A 21,583-nucleotide genomic window follows, 5' to 3' on the forward strand; every position below is an offset into this window, starting at 1 on the left:
GCGAACCTGTAAACGAATGGACGCACGGGCGCTGGGAAAACCAGCTGTGCTGTGCTCAGTGCTCGAGGGGTGTTCGATTGTCGAACAACATCCCGGACGAAGCACAAGAGGACTCGCCGGGTGACGAGAAATCTTGTTCCCTACGCAGGCGCTAACCTGATCAGGTTCAACGGGATCCGAAATTATTCGATCTCAGCCTCATAGCAAGGCACCCCGACAAGAACCCGGCCAGTCTAGACACAACTGCCAAAGAACGCCAACACCGCAGTAAACACCATGATGAATGGCGCAATTAGACGATTGTTGCCGAACGTATGCGCAACTACACTCGCAACGGCCATGCCGCGCATTGACGCTGGGTGGTGTGCGCCTTACCTTTGGCGCTCAAATTATCAGCGTAATTTTTAGGGATGGCCTCATGCTGCGCAAACTCTCACTGGCCCTTGCCGTGTCTTGTGCTTCCAATGGAATGGCCTGGGCAGCAGAAGCACCCTTATCGACCAAAACCGATCTGGTCAGCGTTTACCAGGAAGCGGTGGACAACAACGCCGACCTGGCCGCCGCCCGCGCCCAATACGGCGCGCAAAAAGAAGTCGTGCCCCAGGCTCGCGCCGGGTTGTTGCCGAATATCTCCGGTGGCGCCCAAGTGGCCAACGTGCGCACCGATATCGATCAACCGGCAGCGGTCGCCAACCGCAGCGCCAACTCTTATCAGGCGACGTTGGCTCAGCCATTGTTTCGTGCCGATCGCTGGTTCCAGTATCAGGCCGCCAAGGACGTCAATGAGCAGGCAGCCCTGCAACTCTCGGCGACCGAGCAAAACCTGATTCTGCAAACCGCTGAAAACTACTTCAACGTGCTGCGCAGCCAGGACAACCTGGCCTCGACCAAGGCGGAAGAAGCGGCGTTCAAGCGCCAGCTCGACCAGTCCAACGAGCGCTTCGATGTCGGCCTGTCGGACAAGACCGACGTGCTGCAATCGCAGGCCAGCTACGACACGGCACGGGCCAACCGGATCGTTGCCCAGCGTCAGGTGGATGATGCGTTTGAAGCGTTGATCACGTTGACCAACCGTCAGTACAACTCGATTCAAGGCATCGTCCACACCTTGCCGATCCTGCCGCCGGCGCCGAACGACGCCAAGGCCTGGGTCGACACCGCCGCCAAACAGAACCTGAATCTGCTGGCCAGCAACTACGCGGTCAGCGCCGCTGAAGAAACCCTCAAGCAGCGCAAGGCTGGCCACGCGCCAACGGTGGATGCGGTTGCCAAATATGAGAAAGGCGACAACGACGCCTTTGGTTTCAGCAACCCGAATGCCTTCCGCCAGTCTTATGGTGGCCCTGTCGAGCAGCGCACCCTGGCCTTGCAACTGAACATCCCGATCTACAGCGGCGGGCTGACCAGTTCGCAGGTTCGCGAGTCTTACTCGCGTCTGGACCAGACTGAACAACAGCGTGAAGGCTTGCGTCGGCAAGTGGTGGAAAACACCCGCAACCTGCACCGCGCGGTGAACACCGATGTGGAACAGGTACAAGCGCGCAAGCAGTCAATCATCTCCAACCAGAGCGCGGTGGAAGCGACCGAAATCGGGTATCAGGTGGGCACGCGCAACATCGTCGATGTGCTCGATGCCCAGCGTCAGCTGTACACCTCGGTGCGCAATTACAACAACACCCGCTACGACTACATCCTCGACAACCTGCGCCTGAAGCAGGCCGCCGGTACGTTGAACCCGGGGGATTTGCAGGACCTCAAGCGCTACCTCAAGGCTGACTACAACCCGGACAAGGACTTCCTGCCACCGGACCTGGCCAAGGCTGCGGCCGAGCAGTTAAAGGCAAAACCGGGGCAGTAATGGGCGGGTGATGGCGATGGCGTTTTCGGAATCGCCATCGCCGGCAAGCCGGCTCCTACAGGTCAGCGGTTGATCAATCGATCCAACCCATCCAGCAATCGCTGCAACGCACCCTGATTGGTGCGCATCACGTTCAGCCCCGCGTCTGCCATTCGCTGCGCATCGCGTGGTAATTCGAACAGCCGCTGCACGGCCAGCGCCAACCCCTCGGCATCTTCCACTTCCTGCAACGCTCCGGCGCTGCGCAACTGCGCGGCGATTTCGAGGAAGTTGAACAGGTGCGGCCCACTGAGCACAGGTTTCGCCAGCGCCGCCGGTTCCAGCAAGTTATGGCCACCGTTCGGCACCAGGCTGCCGCCGACAAAAGCGCTATCGGCCAATGCGTACAAAAACAGCAACTCACCCATGGTGTCGCCGAGCAACACCGAAGTCTCAGCGGTGACCGGCTCGCCAGTGGAACGACGTATCGTGGCGAAGCCCTGCTGCCTGCACAGGTCGAACACCGAATTGAAACGCTCCGGATGACGCGGCACCAGGATCAGCAACGCATCGGGATGCCCGGCAAGCAACTGACGATGCGCCGCCAGCACCACTTCATCTTCACCGTCGTGAGTACTGGCGGCGATCCACACCGGGCGGTCCTGCGCCTGCCATTGATCGCGCAACTCAGTGGCACGCTGCAGCAGTTGCGGGTCGATGGTCAGGTCGAACTTGATCGAACCGGTCACTTCAACGGTTTCTGCACGGGCGCCCAAATCGCGGAAGCGTTGGGCCTCAGCTTCGGTCTGCACGGCGAACAGGCTCATTTCGGCGAGCATCGGTTGAGTCAATTTACCGAAGCGGCCATAGCCTTTGGCGGAACGCTCGGACAGTCGCGCGTTGGCCAGTGCCACAGGAATCCCGCGTTTGGCGCATTGGTGAATGTGGTTGGGCCAGAGCTCGGTTTCCATGATCACCGCCAGCGTTGGCCGGACTCGGTCAAGGAACCGCGCCGCCGCGCAGGGCAAGTCGTAGGGTAAATAGCAATGCTGAATGCGCGGCTCGTTGGCGAACAATGCGTGGATGCGCTCAGAGCCAGTCGGCGTCATGCAGGTCACGGTGATCGGCAACGCCGGATAACGTTGCAGCAACGCGCGAATCATCGGCGCCGCCGCAATGCTCTCGCCCACGGATACCGCGTGCACCCAAATGCCCCCCGGCTTCATCACCGGCAGCCCGAGCGAGAACCGCTCGCCGATGCGTTTGGCATACGCCGGTGCCTTGCGCGAGCGCAGCCACAGCCGAATCGCTACCAGTGGCAGCCCCAGGTAAAACAGCGCGGTGTAGAGAGTTCTATTCATGGCGGCGGAGTTTATCGGTTTTTTCGCCGATCGCCTGCAAGTGCACGGCAAAACGTTCCGCCAGCCAACGGGCCGCCGGGCCGAGCGGCTCATCGCGGCGCCAGACCAGCTCCACCACCAGCGCCGGCGGCGTCCATTCGCTGACCAGCTCGACCATCTGCCCCTGATACGCCGGATACTGCACCACGTGCCGTGGCAGCCAGGCCCAACCGAGGCCGCGCACCAGCCATTCGGCCATCACGTAGAAACTGTCGGCCCGCCAGACCTGCGGACTGGCCGGCTCGCTGCCGGGGTACACACTGGACTGGGTCGACATCAGCAACTGCCGATGCTGCGCCAGTTGCTGGCAATCGACCTGAGCCTGCGTCGCCAATGGATGCCCGACGCCGCACACCGTGACCATTTCCACGCTGCCCAGCACTCGGCGTTCGAGCGCCTCGGGGATCTGATCGTGATAAAACAGCAAACCGAGATCGGCCCGCCGCTCGACCAACTTGCGCGCCACATCGCCCTGGGCAGCGCTGGTCAATTGCACTTCAAGGCTGGGAAATTTTTCTGCCAGTGCTTCGAAGCTTTCAATGATCGGCTGATACGGCATCGCCTCATCCTGAGCCACGCGCAGGCGAGCCTCCTGCCCGCGCATCATTGCCAGCGCCCGGCCATTGAGGCGCTCGCATTGACGCAGCACTTCCCGCGCCTCATCCAGCAACGCATTGCCGGCCTCGGTGAGTTTCGGCTGCCGGCCACTGCTGCGGTCGAACAGGCTCACACCCAAGTCGTCTTCCAGCAGCGCTATCGAACTGCTGACCGCCGACTGCGCCTTGCGCTGGTCCCGCGCCACGGCGGAAAACGATCGCTGCTCGGCTACGCTGACGAACAACCGCAACTGCTCCAGATTCCATTGAATGTTCATGATCAACCCATCTCCCCAGCAGATAGGTAATGACTTTACCCCATCTGCATAAGCTCTAAAATGCCGACCTCATAAAGCAACACTTCACACGAGGATGCACCCATGACCGCTTACTACTACCTGGCCATTGCCATCTGCGCCGAAGTGATTGCCACTGTTTCGATGAAAGCGGTCAAAGGCTTCAGCACACCGTTGCCGCTGATCCTGGTGATCGTCGGTTACGGCATTGCCTTCTGGATGCTGACGCTGGTGGTGCGCAGTGTGCCGGTGGGTGTGGCGTACGCGGTGTGGGCCGGCATGGGGATCGTGATGGTCAGCGTTGCGGCGCTGTTTATCTACGGGCAGAAACTCGATGTGCCGGCGATGCTGGGGATGGCGTTGATTGTGCTCGGCGTTGTGGTCATCCAGCTCTTCTCCAAAACCGCCGGGCACTAAGACCTGGAACACAATCCATGTGGGAGCAAGCTCGCTCCCACAGGTTTTGCATGCACCCAGTTGATCACCTACAAATCCCCCACTTCTTCGAGTCTGTATACTGCGCCCTCGTCTTGAACACTGAGGTCGCTGCATGCCATCCGTTATTTCCACCGACGTTCTGATTGTCGGCGCTGGTGTCGCCGGCCTCTGGTTGAATGCGCGCCTGCGTCGCCAGGGTTTTTCGACGGTGCTGGTGGAAAGCGCCACCCTCGGTGGCGGGCAGAGCGTGAAGTCCCAGGGCATCATCCACGGCGGTGCCAAGTACGCGCTGCATGGCGCCCTGACCGGCGCCTCGGAAGCCATCGCCGACATGCCGCGCCGCTGGCGTGAAGCACTGGCCGGTGACGGCGAACTGGATTTGTCCGGCGTGCGCCTGCTGTCCGAAGCCCACTACCTCTGGTCTCCCGGCACCCTCGCCGGCAACCTCACCAGTTTCTTCGCCAGCAAAGCCGTGCGCGGTCGCGTCGATCAGGTCAAGGGCGACCAATTGCCGCTGGCCCTGCAAGACAAGCGCTTCAAGGGCAAGGTCTATCGCCTGGCAGAACTGGTGATCGACGTGCCGAGCCTGGTCCAGCGTCTCGCCGACCTGGCCGGTGACGGCTTGCTCGCCGGAAAGACGATCGAGCCGTTACTGGAGGCCGGCGTTCTGGTCGGCCTGAAGGTCGACGAGCGCGAAATCCGCGCCCAGCGCATCGTCTTGAGCGCGGGCGCCGGGACGGCCGCGCTGCTCGAAGCCCTGGGGCTGACCAAGCCCGCCATGCAGCGGCGGCCGCTGCACATGATCATCGCCAAAGGCCCGGGCCTCAAACCGCTGTACGCCCATTGCCTGGGTGGCGGCACCAAACCGCGCATCACCGTGACCACCCATCCGGCCGCCGATGGCCAATGGGTCTGGTACCTGGGCGGCGACATTGCCGAAGCCGAAGGGGTTGCCCGCGAACCGGCCGAGCAAATCGCCACCGCGCAGAAAGAACTCGGCCAGTTGCTGCCATGGATCGACTTGAGCACCGCGCAATGGGCGACCTTGCGCGTGGACCGCGCCGAGCCGCTGCAATCGGGCCTGACGCGGCCGGACAACGCATTTCTTGCCGAAGAAGGCCGCTTGCTGGTCGGCTGGCCGACCAAACTGGCGCTCGCGCCGGACTTCGCCGACCGCGTCATCAGCTCATTGCAACGCGACGGCATCCAGCCAAGCCATCCGGCGCCGCTGCCCGAGTTGCCGAAACCGCCGATGGGCGTGCCGGCCTGGGAGCAACTGCTGCCATGAGCCAACCGACCCTGCACGACGTGCATCGCCCGCTGGGCAGCACCGGCCTGATGGTTTCGCCGCTGGGTTTGGGCACGGTCAAACTCGGCCGCGATCAAGGCGTGAAGTACCCCAACGGCTTCCAGATCCCCGACGATGACGAAGCGCGCATGCTGCTCAAGCTGGCGCGCGACTTGGGCATCAACCTGATCGACACTGCGCCGGCCTATGGCCGCAGCGAAGAACGCCTCGGCCCGTTGTTGCGGGGGCAGCGCCAGGATTGGGTGATCGTCAGCAAGGTCGGCGAAGAATTTGCCGACGGTCAGTCCCGACACGATTTCAGCGCCGCGCATACCCGGCTCTCGGTGGAACGCAGCCTGCAACGCCTGGAAACGGATTTTATCGATCTGGTTCTGGTGCACTCCGACGGAAACGACTTGGCTATTCTCAACGACAGCGAGGTCTACGCGACCCTCGCCGCGCTCAAGGCCGAAGGCAAGATTCGCGGCTATGGTTTCTCCGGCAAAACCGTCGAAGGCGGTTTGAAGGCTCTGGAACAAGGTGATTGCGCGATGGTCACCTACAATCTGAACGAACGGAACGAGAAGCCTGTCATTGACTATGCTGCTGATCACGGCAAAGCCATCCTGGTCAAGAAAGCCCTCGCCAGCGGTCATGTTTGCCTGAGTCCAGGCGTGGACCCGGTGCGCGCCAGTTTCGAGTTGTTGTTTGAACATCCGGGTGTGGCCAGTGCTATTGTCGGGACCATCAATCCGCTGCACCTCGCCCACAACGTCGCGACCGTTGCCCAGGTCCTACGTAGAAACTGATGCCGCCCACGCGGCCTTAAGCAGGAGCCGACATGCCGCGTACGCTCATTAGAAAGAACCCGAGCAACTTCAAGACCCTGCCGTTATTCGTCGAAGCGACTCCCGAAGGCTTGAGTTATCAGAGCGTCGGGATGCCGCTGAATTTTTCCCAGACCTTGCAACGTCGTCGCCCGGTGGCGGTGGCTGACAGCGAACGGTTCGCCGTGGAGCTGGCCAATCTCGGGGTTTCAGTGCGCCTGACCCTGCATTGGCAGAATCGCGATTACTGGGTGTTGGTACGTCAGCGTCGGCAAGACCGTGGCGACGTGGTGCTCAAGCTGATCTCCGGTTACGTGCCGGCCCACGAACTGAACCTGCCGCTGCACACGGCGATTCAGGAGATTGCCGAAGAATGCCTGCTAGAGACGCCGGAAGGCTGGCTCGGCGGGCGTTTCAACGACACTTGGCTGCCGGCGCCCTACTCTTGCGCGCTGCATTATCGTGAGGCGTTGCCGTTTCGGCTGACGCCGTTATCCGGCTCGGCGCGGCCAGTGCGCTGCGCCAACATGCAACTGATCGAACGACCGCGCGCCTACGTGCATCTGCCGACAGCATCGCTGCAACTGATCTATGACTTGCGCCTGGACGTGCCCAAGGAAGCCAAATCCCTGAGCCTGTTTCATGTCGATGAGCGACTGGAGGGCGATCAACTGGTGGCCCGGCTCGACCGAAAACGCCCCGATTTGTACCTGATGCCGTTGCAGGACGGCCAGCCGATGGCCGAGTTGTATACCTTGAAAAAGGATCACCTGTATCCGGCGAGCACGCGCGGGTTGTATCTGGCAGAGAGTTTTGCCCAGCAGCAAGGCTGGCTGGTGCACGATGAACGGATTCGCTGGAAGGATTGGGTGCGCCAGCAAGGCCTGAGCCCGCCGGGGAAGGATTCCGGGTTGGCGCGCTTGCGCGGGAAGGCAAAGCAACTGCTGAAGAAAATCGTGCCGCGCAAGAAGGTCAGTTCATAACCTGATGGCGTGGGCGTACACGCAACCCTGCAGGAGCCGGCTTGCCGGCGATGAATTCAAGGACGCCGCATTGTTTCAGTAAACACGCGTTATCGTTGACGACCATCGCTGGCAAGCCAGCACCTACAGAGTGTGGTGTCACTCGGACTTGCGGATTTTTTCGACGATCGCGGTGGTGGAGCTGTTTTCTACCAGCCCCAGGACTTTCACCGTTCCGCCATACGACGTCACGATGTCCGCACCGACGACCTGGTCGATCCCGTAATCACCGCCCTTGACCAGCACGTCCGGCTTGACCTCGCGCAGCAGGTTTTCCGGGGTGCCTTCAGGGAAACTGATGACCCAATCCACCGCCCCCAGACCTGCGAGTACCGCCATGCGCCGGTCGACGCTGTTGATCGGACGACCCGGCCCTTTCAGGCGGCTGACCGAGGCATCGTCGTTGACCGCGACGATCAGACGATCGCCCTGAGCGCGCGCCTGCTCCAGATACGTCACGTGGCCGGCGTGCAGGATGTCGAAGCAGCCATTGGTGAAGACGATCTTCTCTTTATGCGCACGCGCATCGTCGACCGCCAGCAACAACTGCTCAAGACCCAGCACACCGCGTTCGGAACCTTCTTCACGCTGGATGGCGCGACGCAGTTCCGGAGCGCTGATGGCCGCGGTACCGAGCTTGCCGACAACGATGCCTGCCGCCAGATTGGCCAGGGCCACCGCGTGAGGCAATTCTTCGCCCGCGGCAATCGCCGCCGCCAGGGTGGAAATGACCGTGTCGCCGGCACCGGTCACGTCAAATACTTCGCGGGCACGAGCCGGCAGGTGCAACGCCGGATGATCCGGGCGCAACAGGGTCATGCCGTGTTCGCCGCGGGTCACCAGCAACGCGCCGAGGTCGAGGTCGTGCATCAGCTGCGCGCCCTTGCTCACGAGTTCATGCTCATCGGCGCAACCGCCGACGATGGTTTCGAATTCACTGAGGTTCGGGGTGATCAGGCTCGCCCCCCGGTAGATCGAGAAATCCTTGCCCTTGGGGTCGGCCAGCACCGGAATGCCACGGGCACGGGCGGCCTGGATCAGCACTTGATGGTTTTTCAACGCGCCTTTGCCGTAGTCGGACAACACCAGCACCTTGATGCCTTCGAGCAATTCATCGACTTGCTCGCCCAGCGCCAACGCGTCGGTGGCGAAGGGTTCTTCAAAGTCGATACGCAGCAATTGCTGGTGTCGGCTCATGACCCGCAGCTTGACGATGGTCGGCTGGTGCGCGATGCGCTGGAACAACGCCCGTACGCCAGCGCCCTTGAGGCTGTTGGCCAGGCTGTCGGCGGCTTCATCGTCGCCGGTCACGCCGACCAGCGAGGCCGGGGCGCCGAGGGCGGCAATGTTCAGGGCAACGTTCGCGGCACCGCCCGGGCGGTCCTCGATTTGCTCGACCTTGACGACGGGTACCGGCGCCTCAGGGGAAATCCGTGAGGTACCACCATGCCAGTAACGGTCGAGCATGACATCGCCGACCACCAAGACAGGGGCTTGATCGAATCGCGGCATGGACAACTTCATGGAGCAACCCACATACAGAATGAACAGGGGCGGGATATTAACACAGGGTTGCCGTGGGCTTGTGCGGCGGCTGCAACGGGATGATTTTGCGGGGTTTATTGCTCATTTATTGAGCAAAAATGCCGATAGCCGCTGGCAGGCGTCCGCCATTTCCAGCGTTTGCGTGTCGATTTCGCACTCGGCGCACAACGGAGCCTCGTAGGGGCTGTCGACCCCCGTGAAATCCTTGATCCGTCCTTGCCGGGCCGCCCGGTACAAGCCTTTGGGATCGCGTTGCGCGCACACTGCGAACGACGTGCTCACATATACCTCGATAAAATCACCCTCGGCGAACAGCCGCCGCGCCGCTTCACGCTCGGCCCGAAACGGTGAGATCGCCGCAACAATCACGATCAGCCCGGCATCGACCATCAGGCGCGCCACCTCGGCCATGCGCCGGATATTTTCCCGACGACACGCAGCCCCCATCCCCAGGTCACGGCACAGACCGGCGCGCAGATTGTCGCCATCCAGCACGAAGGTGTGCCGGCCGAGCTGGCTGAGTTGCAACTCCAAAGCATTGGCCAGCGTCGACTTGCCCGCGCCAGACAACCCCGTCAACCAGAGGCATCGAGGACGCTGGGATTTGATCGCGGCGCGGTCGTTGATTGACAGCGACAACGCATAAGGCCTGATCCCGGGGACTGACATCGACAGTGCCTCATTCATAACCGAGCATCTCGTAATCGCGTTGGTACACCCGCCGTACCAACCGCCGGGTGCGCACCGAGCAGAAGTCACGGGCAGGCGCCGAGCGCCGCTGCTGCGAGCTGTTGATATGCGGCAACGGCACCGCGCCTCCCACCTGCTCGCACACGCGCTGGAAGTCGCGCTCCAGATGTTCCTGATAACCGATGAAATCCAGTGCCAGGTGTCCGAGGGAATCGGTGAGAAAATCCGTTTGCGCAGCGAAATGCAGCTGCCGGTGGATCGTTTCCGGGTGCAGCCAGCGAGCGACGAAATCGTCGAAGTCGCGGTAGTGGCTGACCAGTTTTTGCGCGGGTTGATCACGCGGGCTCAGCTCGTTGCCCCGCAGAAAAGCGTAAGCCGAGTACGCTCTTTCCAGCGGATCACGGACAAAAGCAAACTTGAAGCTGGCGGCAAACTGCTCGGGAAATTGCTGTTCGTACCAGTACAACGGCAGGTGCCCCGGGCTCCAACCATCGAACAGCGCCGCGCAGACACTGCTCCCGGCGCATTTGGGCACGTGAATGAACAGACAAGAACGCTGGGTGAAAGGCTGGGGGTAGCGAAGGTTGGCCGACATCGACCGATTCACCACCTGACGGTCCACGACCGACAGACGCCCCAACAAGAATTGCCGTTGCGCCTTGGGCAACAGCTTCCAGAGATAACGTTGCAACATTGCAGCACCCGCGCGAAGGGGATGGCCCCCTCGATTGAAGTCAAAGTTCGTTCAGGAACCTTAACAAGCGCGTTGCCGAGATTTATTCAGGTTTGGTCAAGAAAGGTAAAGGTCTGGATACAATTCACCGGACGCATTGCACGTCAGTGAGCGCGAGGGTGAGCCAGGCTCACCCTCGCGTCGGGTCAGGCGATGTTTTCTGCCGGTGCGTCGAGCCCCATTGCATGCAGGCGCGAGTAGTAGCCGTTTTGCGCCAGTAGCTGGGCGTGGGTGCCGCGTTCGACAATTTCCCCATGGTCCATGACCAGAATCAGGTCGGCCTTCTCGATGGTCGACAAGCGGTGAGCAATCACCAGCGTGGTGCGACCTTTCATGACCTGATCCAGCGCCGCCTGAATGTGCCGCTCGGATTCGGTATCGAGCGCCGACGTCGCTTCGTCGAGAATCAGCAACGGTGCGTTCTTCAACAAGGCCCGGGCAATCGCCAGACGCTGACGCTGACCACCGGACAACAACACGCCGTTCTCCCCGACCTGGGTGTCCAGGCCTTGCGGCATTTGCGAGATGAAGTCCATCGCATAAGCGTCCGTGGCGGCCTTTTCGATGTCGGCACGCGGTGCGCCGGCGAGGTCGCCGTAGGCAATGTTGTTGGCGATGGAGTCGTTGAACAGGGTCACATGCTGCGTTACCTGTGCCACGTGTCGACGCAGATTACGCAGACGGTAGTCTTCGATTTCTACGTCATCGAGCAGGATTTCGCCGGTTTCATGGTGGTAGAACCGCGGAATCAGGCTGGCCAGGGTCGACTTGCCGCTGCCGGAGCGCCCTACCAGCGCGATCATTTGCCCCGGCGCAGCAGTGAAGCTGATGTTCTTCAGCACTTCACGATCGGTGCCAGGGTAAGTGAAGCTCAGGTTACGCACCTCAAGGTGACCGCTGATGCGATCGCGCTCGACAGTGCCGGTGTCGATCTCAGGCTCGACGTCCAGTTGCTCGAAAATGCTTTCGGCACCGGCGACGCCTTTCTGGATGGTGGAACTGACTTCCGACAGCTGCCGAATCGGTTTCGGCAAAAGACCCGCCGCCGTAATGTAGGCGACCAGATCACCGGCGGAGGCATCACCGCGCAGCCACAGCACCAGGAACATCAGCGCCGCCATGGCGGTGTAGATCACCAACTGCAACATTGGCGTGTAGACCGCACCGGTCTTGGTCATGCGCAATTGTTTGTCGGTGTTGCCCTGACTGGCTTCGGCAAAACGCCGCTCTTCATAACTTTCGCCGCCGAAGCTGCGCACCACGCGGTAGCCCTGGATGGTCTCGGAAGCCACATGCGTGACATCGCCCATCGCCACCTGGATCTTCTTGCTCTGCTTGCGAAATTTCTTGCTGGCGCTGCTGACCATGACCGCGATGATAGGCAGGATCGCCAGCATCACCAGGGTCAACTGCCAGTTCATCCACAACAGATAGGCAAACAGGAACACCACTGTCAGGCCTTCACGAATGACCACTTTGATGGCATCGGTGGCCGCACCGGTCACCATGGTCACGTTGAAGGTAATGCGCGAAATCAGGTGCCCGGAGTTATGGGTGTCGAAATAGCGGTTAGGCAACACCAGCAACTTGTTGAACAGCTCGACGCGCAGGTCATGAACAAGACCGAGGGAGACTTTGGCCAGGTAATAGTTGCCCAGGAACGACCCCAGGCCCTGCCATGCCGCGATCAGGATGATCAGCAGCGGCACGGCCATCAGCAACTGCAAGTCTTGCAGGTAGGGAACATTTGGGAACAGCACCGCTTCGGGGTTGCTCAAGCCGTCGACGAAGTATTTGAGAATCCCGGCCAGCATCGGCTGCGTCGAGGCAAAAATCACAAAGCCCACAATACTGATGGCAAACATGCCCCAGTAAGGGCGCACATACGACAGCAGGCGCAGGTAAATCTTCAAGCTCGACGGCGCAGGCGAATCAGGGCTAGTCATGAGAACCCGTTGTATGAGAAAAGAGCCCGCGAGTGTAACACAGGCCATTTTAGTCGCTGAGCTGCGGTAATATGGCCGGCTATCCATGCCTCACGGCGTCGACCCCGGAGTATTGATGCAAGCGCTTGACCACACCCGATACCTCGCCCTGCGCGAGGGTGCACAAGTCCTTGAAGCGGATGGTTCGGGGGACAAGGTGTTGCGGTTGACGGACGGCTCGATCCTCAAGCTGTTCCGCCGCAAGCGCCTGCTGACGTCGGCCGCCTGGTATCCGTATGCCAAACGTTTCGCCGACAATTGCGATGCATTGCGTGAACGGCACATTCCCTGCCCGTCGATTCGTCAGGTCTACCGCATCGCGAGTATCGAGCGCGATGCCGTGCACTACGATCCGTTACCGGGCCAGACCCTGCGCCAGTTGCTGGACGACGAAGGCGATGCTGATCCGCTGCGCGGCCAGTTGGGGGCTTTCATGGCGACCTTGCATGAGCGCGGGATCTATTTCCGTTCGGCGCACCTGGGCAACATCGTGCTGACGCCCGAGCATCAATTGGGTTTGATCGACATCGCCGATATGCGGGTCTATCGCCGTCCGCTGCGCAAGACCCTGCGGCTGCGCAACTTCAAGCATATGGTGCGTTACCCGCAGGATCGTCAGTGGTTACTCGACGATCGCGGTGAGGTGTTCATGCAGAATTATGGCCAGACCCAGAGCGTTTGCTCTGCGGAAGAACTGAGCATCGCCCTGCAAAAATGACTTCGCCTCCGGGGAGGAGGCGAAGGTCAGGCATTACGCCAGCGTCTGGCGCCGCGCTTTCAATGCACGCGAGAGAATCATCGCCGAAGGCAGCAACACCAGCGGCCATAACTCGTCAGGGTTGCCGATAAGCAGACTGCCATCAAAGTTCAGCATCAGCAACGCACACGCCAGGTACATGCCCCAGGCATCACGCAGGCGCCAGGCCTGCCAAAGTGAAGCCGCCATCAGGACGACAAACAACACTAGCGCCAACGCGCCGCTGTAGAGGCCCAGCGCCACGAAAATATTGTGCGGATGCTGAATCGGCGTCACGCCCGCGAGTAGCTGATCAGTGTGAAAGCCGATGCCGCAGCCCAGCGTCCAGCCGCAACGCTGCCACTCGCCGACCATGATGTGGAAGATTTCGACGCGAGACGAATCGCCTCGGCTCAAGAGCGATTCGAACCAGAGTTCGTTGTGTACCACCCCATACAGCCCCCCCAGAACCACCAGGACAATCGCAAGGATACTGCCAAACAGGCGCGGCTTCTGGCAAAGGCCGTAAAGCAACCAGCAGCCCATGAGGAACGCAGCCCCCACCACTGCCGTACGCACTTGCATGACGAAGAGCACCGCAAACAGCGACAGGACGATACCCAGGCCACCTTCAATCAGCTTTCGTTCTCTGATCCAGACGGGCATCACCAGGGCCAACGCGCATAATAGCCAGATGCTTGCATAAATGATGTTCTGCAATCGTGCCGGCAGCAATGCCAGACGGGCGCCGAACGGGAGCTCACCGCTGCTCCAGCCGTAGATCGCGCAAATGAAGATGTACAGCGTCAGGATCCAGAACTGCGCACGAGCAAAAGCAAGGCTACGAAAGAACTGCGGATCGGTGAACGCACCGACCACCATGATAAACATCAGCACATAAAAGATGTGCTTGAAGAACTGAGGCTCGCCGGCAATCGACGCAGGCACCAGAAACCATAAAAGGAACGCCACCCAGCCCCACGCCAACGGCTGCTTGAGCAGGCCCGCGCCTTTCTCCTTGATCAGGAATACCAGGCCTGGAAAAACCATCAACCCGTAGAACAGATTGTTGGTCCACTTCGATGACCAACCCACCACAAAGCTCAACAGAAAAAGACAGAGCGCCAATCCAAAATACGGCGAGAGGGTGATTTTTCCTGGCTTCATGCCGCTAAATTCCATTGACTGCCCAACCTATTGCCACTCCAAGTACAAGGGCCACGATCAGTTTGATCCGATCGAGACGTTTACGCCGCAACTTGTTTTTGCGTTCCTGAGGAACCACGACATGCTCACCGAAACCGGTGTGCAAGACCGCGTCGTTTTCCAGAATCAACGCATAGCGGTTTTCCCCGGCATACAGACGCGACAAGTCTTTTTCGCCGGAGAACGCAGAATACGGTGCATGAATCAGGTAATCCGTACGACGGCGCAGCCCCGGATTCAGGGAGAAACCCTGCCAGTCAGCCTTGTGCGAGCCCAGCACGTAGAAAGGAATGCCATGGCTGACCTTGCGCTCGTTCAAAAACACATAAGGGCTGTGAACCTTGAGGTCATGATTGAAGCTGCGCAGCCACACCTGCAATGCTTGCGGGTCTTCTTCCAGCAGGCATTGGGATTCTTCGATAAAACCTTCGCGGTAGAAGTCCCAGTCGTCTTCGCAGTGGAAAATCCACGAGGTCTGCACCTGGGCATAGGCCGCATCGATGGATCGCAACTGCCCCAGGCGCGGATTGTTGATAAAGAACTGGGTATGCGCCCGCCAGTGTTCAGGAATGCAGGCCTCTACGGCGCTGTCGCCGGAGTCCTCGGTGATGAACACCTTGCGGATGGGAGCCGTGTTGAACCGGTCGAACGTCTCGAGGGTTCGCTTCAACAGATCGAAGCGACCACAACTGGTGATGACGACCGATATGTCGCTAGTCTCACTGAACAGCATTTATTGACACCGCTCCATTGGTTGTTTGATCGCCGGCTTCATAGCCCCAGCGACAAGCGTAGTTTTTCTTTCCAGCCCAGCGGGGCATGTTCGCGCAGCGGCGCACGCAGGGCGTCGACAATCGCATGCCCAACGGCGCGGAAGGTGTAACGTTGCTCTACCAGAGCCTGTCCGGCCGATGAAATGGACTCGGTCAGTTGTGGGGACTCACGCAACACCGCGAGTTTTTCCCTCAGTTCGTCGCGCGTTCGATAGAGCACAATGTTGTGCATATCGACAAAGCCCAGTGCGCGATTCTCTTCTTCCCCCTGATCGTAAGCAAACAACACACAACCACAGGCCATGGCCTCGAAATTCTTGATCATGTATTCGCCCATGCCGACATCGGCACTCACGAAATAACGGATCCGGCTCAACGTCTCGCAGTATTCCTCACCCGACTTGGTGCGCGTGATCAGCAGGTTTTCGACTTCAGCCACGGACTCGAGCATCGCCCGGCGTCCGGCATAGGCAACGCTGTTCAGGCTGCCGACGAAACCCAGCTCGATATCCCGTTCGCGCTGACAGTTCTGCAACAGCGCCTGATCGTAGCCCTTGGGCACGAAATGCGCGTCAAAGCCTTCATCGCACAAGCGCTGGCTGACCATGTAACCCGAGCTGATCACCCGCGCCCACGACAGCTTGCGGTAATGCGCGCTGAACTTCCCAGTGTATTTGCACGGGATGTAATTCTGGTAAGCATCGTGTTCCAGAATAACCAGATTGGGCAGGCTCTGTATGAACCTCACCTGTCTGATTTCTTTTTTGAAGCGCAGGAAGAACACTATCCGGTCATAGCGGGTGACATCGACGTGCTTGCGAAAGTAGCCACGCAAGTCGTCCTGCTCCTCACTGGTCAATTCGCGCTTGTCGCAGTCGCACCGCTCGGCGATGCCGTCGTACAGTCGATCGAGGATCGCTCGCTGCTCTTTCTGCACCAGAAACAGAACTTTCAATTGGTCTCTCTCTTTCCCGACAGCTCATGGACCCAGAACAATTCATGGCGTCGCACCGCTTTACGGAAGAACTCGTTTTCGCCGAAAACCGGCCAGTGTCTGGCCGCCAGACAACGCTGTATCGCCCGGCGAAGTACACGTTTGAGGGGAAGTCGCGGTTGAAGGTCGTGCATCATGCCCAGCGACATGGCCTTGTGCCACTGTTTTTCAGTCGACAGACAGAGTGTCCAGGGGCGCAACGGCTCTTCGGCATTGATCTGCGGGGGCATCGCCACACCCGCGCCAGCATCGCCCATTGGCCAGCGATCGTTATCGTGCAGGTGATTGGCGTAATGCAACAAGGTCTCTGGCTGCCAGGCGGTTCCGCCCAGCGCCTGCATCACCGCTTGTTGCGAGCATAGATGGTCCGGGTGCGGGTCGAAGCGAGGATGCGGCAAGACAATGACCTGAGGCTGAATGCGCTCGATCAGTTCTTTCAGGTCGGCCAGCAAGTTATTCCAGGAGGGTATGCCATCAACGTCACTGCCCAGGGCGAACGGATTGAACCGTCGAAAATAGCGGGTATCGCCCAGTTGCGCCTCGCGGGACAACACGGCTTCGGCCGGCGCGTTTTGCATGGCAGGCAACTGAAGACAGAAGTAACCCAGTTGGACACAGCGTTCCTGAGGTACACCGCCCCACAATGGCACGCTGACACTATCCCAGGCACGAAGCGAACCTTTCAACCGGGACGCTTCGACGCCTTCGAGCCCCATCTGCTGATAGTGCTCAGCTTCGATTTCACCGGCGGTCAACGTCACGATCCAGCTTTCACTGGCACTGCTGTACAAGCCGAACGCGGCCAATTCGGCATCGTCGGCATGGGGCGCGATCACCATTACTCGACGATTGCTGTAATCCGGATGCTCGAACGCCCAGAGTACCGGTTCGCCGAGCAATCGGCAGAAACGTCCGCGCAGACGCAACTCGCCTTTGGACAGCACCTGCGCCTGACCACTCAGGTTGAGGTAACGCAGACCGTCCACGCCACGCTCGAAGACTTGCCGGTCCGGACTGTCGCCCCCCGACAACACAACCGCCGGGTCAAGAAAGCGCCCCAGCCAAGTGCTTTTGATCCGCAACGCCAGTATCAGGGTCGCGTCGTCCACCAGCATGACGCTGTCATCCAGCCGCAAATGCTCACCGTCCAGGTGAACCTTGGGTTGTTGGGTGTAGGGCGGGAAGCTGTACTCGTAATCGTCTTTGGGCGAGTAAAACAAATGGTCGGCAAACCAGGCTTCGTGAGCGACCCAGCCCAGGACCGCCAGAATCAGCGGCAACCACCATGCCACCAGCACGCCGATGGCAATCAACAGCACCAGCGCGACCAGCAGGCCGATGCGTTTCTGGCGCCGATGGCGCTTGAGCAATTGCTGTTTACGGCTCATGGGTTGGCTCATACGGTGAAGACTGGCACAGGATTGCACCAGCGATCCTTGTATTCACGATCGGCGCGACCGAAGGAGAAGCGCAGGGGCTTGTCCAACGCTCGCGCATGCTCCCAGGCACTTTGCGTGTTGAGAAAGCTCAGCACGCTGCCAGGGCTGAATTCGCGGGTTTGCGGATCCACGCCACCGTTGATGTACTCGACACTGATCCATTGTGGCGCTTCGACGCGGTAAACCAGTTGAATCGCGATCGGCGCATCGTTGAGGAAAATCACCGAACCGATCAACAAATCACGCAACAACTCGATCACTTCACCCATGCGCTCGGCGCCGGTGGCCGCAAAACCCCAGCGCCGATGGAACAGATCGCAGTAAATCGAAGCCAATTCGCGGCTGGAAAACTCGCTGACCGGCCGCACCACGCCACCCGCCTCCTCCAGCAAGCGCAACTCGCGGCGCTGGTTGTAGCGAAACTTCTTTGACAGCTCTTCCGGAGTACGAGCCATGGCCAGTTGTTCAGTCTGCAAGCGGATACCCGCGAACCGGCCTTCATTCAGTGCTGACAGATAACGAGCGCGATGGCGCAGAGGCGCTTGCGTATCAGCAGCTGCCGGCAGGATGAGCTCGGCATTGCCGAGATCGAACAGGCCTTTTTTACCGTTGCGCTTGAGCACATCCTTGGACAGGGCAAGGTCGCGCCCCCAGGTCGGGATTGCGGCCTGGACGTCACCGTTTTGCGCCCAGGCCAGATAGCGCACGGGGATGCCGGCCAACTCAGCCAGTCGCTCGATAACCATCGGATGCGTCGCGACACTGCCGCCATAACGGTGCCAGGCCTCGGCGTATGTCGAGGCATCTACCACCGCCCAGCCACGCTCGCGCCAGCCTTGTAGTCGGTTGAGCATCAGCCCCTCGGCGCCAGTTCGGTAACGTGTGGCAAACGCCAGAAAGCATCGCGTACAGCATGGTCGGAGAAGCGTTCACGCAAGCGGTCGAGCATCAGCTCTACGCACTGGTGACGTTGCTGCTGATCCATCGCGGCCAGATGGTGCAGTCCTTGAGCCAGGTGTTCGGCATCGCCCAACGGGAACAGAATGCCAACGCCTTCCACCACTTCCTTCGCCCCGCCACACGCCGTGGCCAGCAACGGCACGCCGGCGGCCATGGCCTCCAACAGCACCATGCCGAACGGTTCGTGATCGGAACTCAGGGCAAACACATCGAAGGCACGGAAATAACGCCGAGCCTCGGGCACCTGCCCGAGGAACAGTACGCGATCGCCAATGCCCAGTTCGCGGGCCTGGGCCTTGAGGTCTTGTTCCAGCCGACCGGTGCCCATAATGACCAGTTGGCTGTTAGCCGGCAAACCCGGCAGAGCGGTGGCAAAACCCTTCAGCAACGTGGCCTGATCCTTGTCCGGATGCAGGCGCCCCACATTGCCGACCACCCAGGCATCCATCGATAACCCCAGGGTTTCCCGGGCTTCACGAACGGACACCTGGCTGTCTTGCAAGGCTTGCACATCGATGCGGTTATAGAGTGTCTGAATCCGCGCGGCCGGCCATTTCGGCAAGCAACTGCGCATGTCGTCGCGCACGGCGTCGGAAACCCCGAGCAGGCTCAGGCGCTTGCGGAAAATACGGGCGAAGAGTTTGCGTGTGCAACGCTTGTAATCGTCAAACGCGTGATGCACGCCGATCACCGGCAACGAAGTGCCCAACAAGGTGATGTAGATCGGCTTGAAACGATGAGCGATGCAGAAGCTGAAGTTGCGCGAAGCGGCGATCTTGCGCAGATCGCCGATGGCACCCAGCTTCAGGCCACGAATGGCCTTGGAGCTGTATTCCATGAACAGCACTTCATCGGAAGCACAGCCCGCGGCAACCGCGCTGTCTGCAACTCCGGTCAGAAACACCGTGGTCACTCGATAACCGGTCCCGGCGAACAGGCTGGCGTACTGCCGGGCGCAGTCCAGAAACGGCCCGTCATAGCCGTGACAAAACTGCAGCACATGGCGTTCAGCCGAGCGTGTCATATGCGTCCGCGCCCTCTTTGACCACCAGAATGTCCTCCATGATCAGATACTGCAGGTCGGAGCCGAAGAACATGTTCAGGGCATCCGTCGGCGAGCAGATCATCGGTTCGCCACGGCGGTTGAGCGAGGTGTTCAGTGACACGCCGTTGCCGGTCAGCACTTCCAGCGCCTTCATCATGTCGTAGTAGCGCGGGTTGTACTCGCGCTTGAGCACCTGGGCCCGGGACGTGCCGTCTTCGTGGACGACTTCCGGCACGCGGGTCTTCCACTCTTCAGCCACTTCGAAGGTGAAGGTCATGAACGGCGCGGGGTGATCGATCTTGATCATCTGCGGTGCGACGGTGTCGAGCATCGACGGGCAGAAAGGCCTCCAGCGCTCGCGGAACTTGATCTGGTGGTTGATGCGGTCAGCCACGCCGGTCGCGCTCGGGCAACCGATGATCGAACGACCGCCCAAGGCACGCGGACCGAATTCCATACGCCCCTGGAACCACGCGACCGGGTTACCGTCGACCATGATTTTGGCGATGTTTTCCGGCATGTTCTCGAGCTTGCGCCATACCGGCTTGCTCGGGTGACGGGCGCACGCGGCCAGCACATCTTCGTTGGTGTACGACGGGCCGAGGTAGACGTGTTCCATCTTCTCGACCGGCACGCCACGGGCATGGGACACATAAGCTGCCGCGCCAACCGCGGTGCCGGCATCGCCGGATGCCGGTTGTACGAACAGCTCCTTGACGTCGTCACGGGCGATGATTTTCTGGTTGAGCTTGACGTTCAACGCGCAGCCGCCGGCGAAGGCCAGCTTGCCGGTTTCCTTGAGCACATCGCCCAGGTAGTGGTCGATCATCTGCAGCGAGATCTTCTCGAACAGCGCTTGCATGCTCGCGGCGTAGTGGATGTACGGCTCGTCGGCGATGTCGCCTTCGCGCTTCGGACCCAGCCACTCGATCAGCTTCGGCGAGAAGTAGAAACCTTTGCCCTTCTCTTTATAACGACGCAGGCCGATGACGTTGGCGTAGTCGGTGTTGATCACCAGCTCGCCGTTCTCGAACGAGGCCAGACGCGAGAAGTCGTATTTGCTGGCATCGCCGTACGGCGCCATGCCCATGACCTTGAACTCGCCGTCGAGCATCTCGAAACCGAGGAACTCGGTGATCGCGCCGTACAGGCCGCCAAGAGAGTCCGGATCGAAGAATTCCTTGATCTTGTGGATCTTGCCGTTTTCGCCGTAACCGAAGAAGGTCGTGGCGTACTCACCCTTGCCGTCGATGCCGAGGATCGCGGTTTTCTCTTTGAAACCAGAGCAGTGGTAAGCGCTGGAGGCGTGGGCCAGGTGATGCTCGACGGGCTCGATCTTGATTTTCTTCGGATCGAAGCCCAGTTGCTCGAGGCACCAGACGATCTTGTTGCGATAACGCTTGTAGCGACGGTTGCCCATCAGGATCGCATCGAGGGCGCGGTCCGGTGCATACCAGTAACGCTTGGCGTAGTGCCAGCGTGCCTTGCCGAACAGGCTGATCGGCGCGAAGGGAATCGCAACCACGTCAACGTCGGACGGCTTGATGCCCGCCTGCTCGAGGCAGAACTTCGCCGATTCGTAAGGCATGCGGTTCTTTGCATGTTTATCGCGCACAAAGCGCTCTTCTTCAGCCGCCGCGACCAGCTTGCCGTCGATGTACAAGGCTGCGGAAGGATCATGGCTAAGGGCGCCGGACAGGCCAAGAATCGTCAATGCCACAGGGGTCTAGCCTCTTTAGTCTGCATGCAGGCGCAACGCGCCTCAAAAATTAA

At 60.2% G+C, this 21,583-nt stretch carries 19 protein-coding genes and 1 riboswitch; of the genes, 6 read left to right on the top strand and 13 right to left on the bottom strand.

Going from position 1 to position 21,583, the window contains the following annotated elements:
• Positions 1 to 120: 120 nt before the first annotated feature.
• Positions 121 to 226: riboswitch (TPP riboswitch) on the bottom strand.
• A 192-nt stretch (positions 227 to 418) separates the two neighbouring features.
• A complete protein-coding gene (locus ACI77H_RS18055; protein ID WP_407013100.1) occupies positions 419 to 1,858 on the top strand; it encodes a TolC family outer membrane protein in 1,440 nt (479 codons plus the stop codon).
• Between the two features lie 62 nt (positions 1,859 to 1,920).
• On the opposite strand, the gene waaA is transcribed toward ACI77H_RS18055, so the two are convergent.
• Positions 1,921 to 3,198, bottom strand: a complete 1,278-nt coding sequence (gene waaA / locus ACI77H_RS18060) for a lipid IV(A) 3-deoxy-D-manno-octulosonic acid transferase (protein WP_407013101.1) — start codon at positions 3,196 to 3,198, stop codon at positions 1,921 to 1,923.
• Entirely contained in the window at positions 3,191 to 4,111 is a 921-nt protein-coding gene (locus tag ACI77H_RS18065) for a LysR family transcriptional regulator (protein ID WP_407013102.1), read from the bottom strand. Before ACI77H_RS18065 ends, waaA begins: the two co-directional genes overlap by 8 nt.
• A 102-nt stretch (positions 4,112 to 4,213) precedes the next feature.
• Here ACI77H_RS18065 and ACI77H_RS18070 point away from each other — a divergent pair, with 102 nt between their 5' ends.
• The 4 genes from ACI77H_RS18070 to ACI77H_RS18085 all read left to right on the top strand — a co-directional run bounded on the left by ACI77H_RS18070 (position 4,214) and on the right by ACI77H_RS18085 (position 7,665).
• Positions 4,214 to 4,546: a multidrug efflux SMR transporter gene (locus ACI77H_RS18070; RefSeq protein ID WP_008027887.1), complete on the top strand. Its 333-nt coding sequence runs from the start codon at positions 4,214 to 4,216 to the stop codon at positions 4,544 to 4,546.
• A 133-nt stretch (positions 4,547 to 4,679) separates the two neighbouring features.
• On the top strand, positions 4,680 to 5,855 hold the full coding sequence (locus ACI77H_RS18075) for an NAD(P)/FAD-dependent oxidoreductase (protein WP_407013103.1): 1,176 nt from the start codon (positions 4,680 to 4,682) through the stop codon (positions 5,853 to 5,855).
• Positions 5,852 to 6,664 (top strand): aldo/keto reductase, encoded by an 813-nt coding sequence (locus ACI77H_RS18080; protein WP_407013104.1) that lies wholly within the window; start codon positions 5,852 to 5,854, stop codon positions 6,662 to 6,664. Before ACI77H_RS18075 ends, ACI77H_RS18080 begins: the two co-directional genes overlap by 4 nt.
• Positions 6,665 to 6,696: 32 nt before the next feature.
• Positions 6,697 to 7,665, top strand: coding sequence for a metal ABC transporter ATPase (locus tag ACI77H_RS18085; RefSeq protein WP_407013105.1), 969 nt, complete (start codon positions 6,697 to 6,699; stop codon positions 7,663 to 7,665).
• A gap of 138 nt (positions 7,666 to 7,803) precedes the next feature.
• Here the strand turns inward: ACI77H_RS18085 and hldE are convergent, their stop codons facing one another.
• The 4 genes from hldE to msbA all read right to left on the bottom strand — a co-directional run bounded on the left by hldE (position 7,804) and on the right by msbA (position 12,618).
• Positions 7,804 to 9,228, bottom strand: coding sequence for a bifunctional D-glycero-beta-D-manno-heptose-7-phosphate kinase/D-glycero-beta-D-manno-heptose 1-phosphate adenylyltransferase HldE (hldE, locus tag ACI77H_RS18090; RefSeq protein WP_407013106.1), 1,425 nt, complete (start codon positions 9,226 to 9,228; stop codon positions 7,804 to 7,806).
• Between the two features lie 102 nt (positions 9,229 to 9,330).
• A complete protein-coding gene (gene cysC, locus ACI77H_RS18095; protein WP_407013107.1) occupies positions 9,331 to 9,936 on the bottom strand; it encodes an adenylyl-sulfate kinase in 606 nt (201 codons plus the stop codon).
• Positions 9,929 to 10,633, bottom strand: coding sequence for a sulfotransferase family 2 domain-containing protein (locus ACI77H_RS18100; protein WP_407013108.1), 705 nt, complete (start codon positions 10,631 to 10,633; stop codon positions 9,929 to 9,931). The genes cysC and ACI77H_RS18100 overlap by 8 nt, the downstream gene beginning before the upstream one ends.
• Positions 10,634 to 10,818: 185 nt before the next feature.
• Complete coding sequence (gene msbA / locus ACI77H_RS18105; protein ID WP_407013109.1) at positions 10,819 to 12,618, bottom strand: lipid A export permease/ATP-binding protein MsbA; 1,800 nt, start codon at positions 12,616 to 12,618, stop codon at positions 10,819 to 10,821.
• A gap of 115 nt (positions 12,619 to 12,733) precedes the next feature.
• On the opposite strand from msbA, the gene ACI77H_RS18110 reads away from it, so the two are divergent.
• Positions 12,734 to 13,375, top strand: a complete 642-nt coding sequence (locus tag ACI77H_RS18110) for a hypothetical protein (protein ID WP_008040384.1) — start codon at positions 12,734 to 12,736, stop codon at positions 13,373 to 13,375.
• Between the two features lie 33 nt (positions 13,376 to 13,408).
• Here the strand turns inward: ACI77H_RS18110 and ACI77H_RS18115 are convergent, their stop codons facing one another.
• The 7 genes from ACI77H_RS18115 to ACI77H_RS18145 are packed head-to-tail and all read right to left on the bottom strand — an operon-like array spanning position 13,409 to position 21,530.
• Positions 13,409 to 14,560, bottom strand: a complete 1,152-nt coding sequence (locus ACI77H_RS18115; RefSeq protein ID WP_407013110.1) for an O-antigen ligase domain-containing protein — start codon at positions 14,558 to 14,560, stop codon at positions 13,409 to 13,411.
• 4 nt (positions 14,561 to 14,564) lie between these two features.
• Complete coding sequence (locus tag ACI77H_RS18120; protein ID WP_407013111.1) at positions 14,565 to 15,332, bottom strand: glycosyltransferase family 2 protein; 768 nt, start codon at positions 15,330 to 15,332, stop codon at positions 14,565 to 14,567.
• Between the two features lie 38 nt (positions 15,333 to 15,370).
• Positions 15,371 to 16,327 (bottom strand): glycosyltransferase, encoded by a 957-nt coding sequence (locus tag ACI77H_RS18125; RefSeq protein ID WP_407013113.1) that lies wholly within the window; start codon positions 16,325 to 16,327, stop codon positions 15,371 to 15,373.
• Positions 16,324 to 17,754 carry a PIG-L deacetylase family protein gene (locus ACI77H_RS18130; protein ID WP_407013115.1) on the bottom strand — a complete coding sequence of 477 codons (1,431 nt, stop codon included), beginning with the start codon at positions 17,752 to 17,754 and terminating at the stop codon, positions 16,324 to 16,326. The genes ACI77H_RS18125 and ACI77H_RS18130 overlap by 4 nt, the downstream gene beginning before the upstream one ends.
• Positions 17,755 to 17,762: 8 nt before the next feature.
• Positions 17,763 to 18,659, bottom strand: coding sequence for an antimicrobial resistance protein Mig-14 (locus ACI77H_RS18135; RefSeq protein WP_407013116.1), 897 nt, complete (start codon positions 18,657 to 18,659; stop codon positions 17,763 to 17,765).
• Complete coding sequence (locus ACI77H_RS18140; RefSeq protein ID WP_407013118.1) at positions 18,659 to 19,789, bottom strand: glycosyltransferase; 1,131 nt, start codon at positions 19,787 to 19,789, stop codon at positions 18,659 to 18,661. The genes ACI77H_RS18135 and ACI77H_RS18140 overlap by 1 nt, the downstream gene beginning before the upstream one ends.
• The gene (locus ACI77H_RS18145; RefSeq protein ID WP_008146248.1) at positions 19,773 to 21,530 is read right to left on the bottom strand and encodes a carbamoyltransferase; all 1,758 of its coding nucleotides are present in this window, start codon (positions 21,528 to 21,530) and stop codon (positions 19,773 to 19,775) included. The genes ACI77H_RS18140 and ACI77H_RS18145 overlap by 17 nt, the downstream gene beginning before the upstream one ends.
• Positions 21,531 to 21,583 lie beyond the last annotated feature (53 nt).

Source organism: Pseudomonas sp. O230, assembly GCF_045447035.1.
GTDB lineage: Bacteria > Pseudomonadota > Gammaproteobacteria > Pseudomonadales > Pseudomonadaceae > Aquipseudomonas.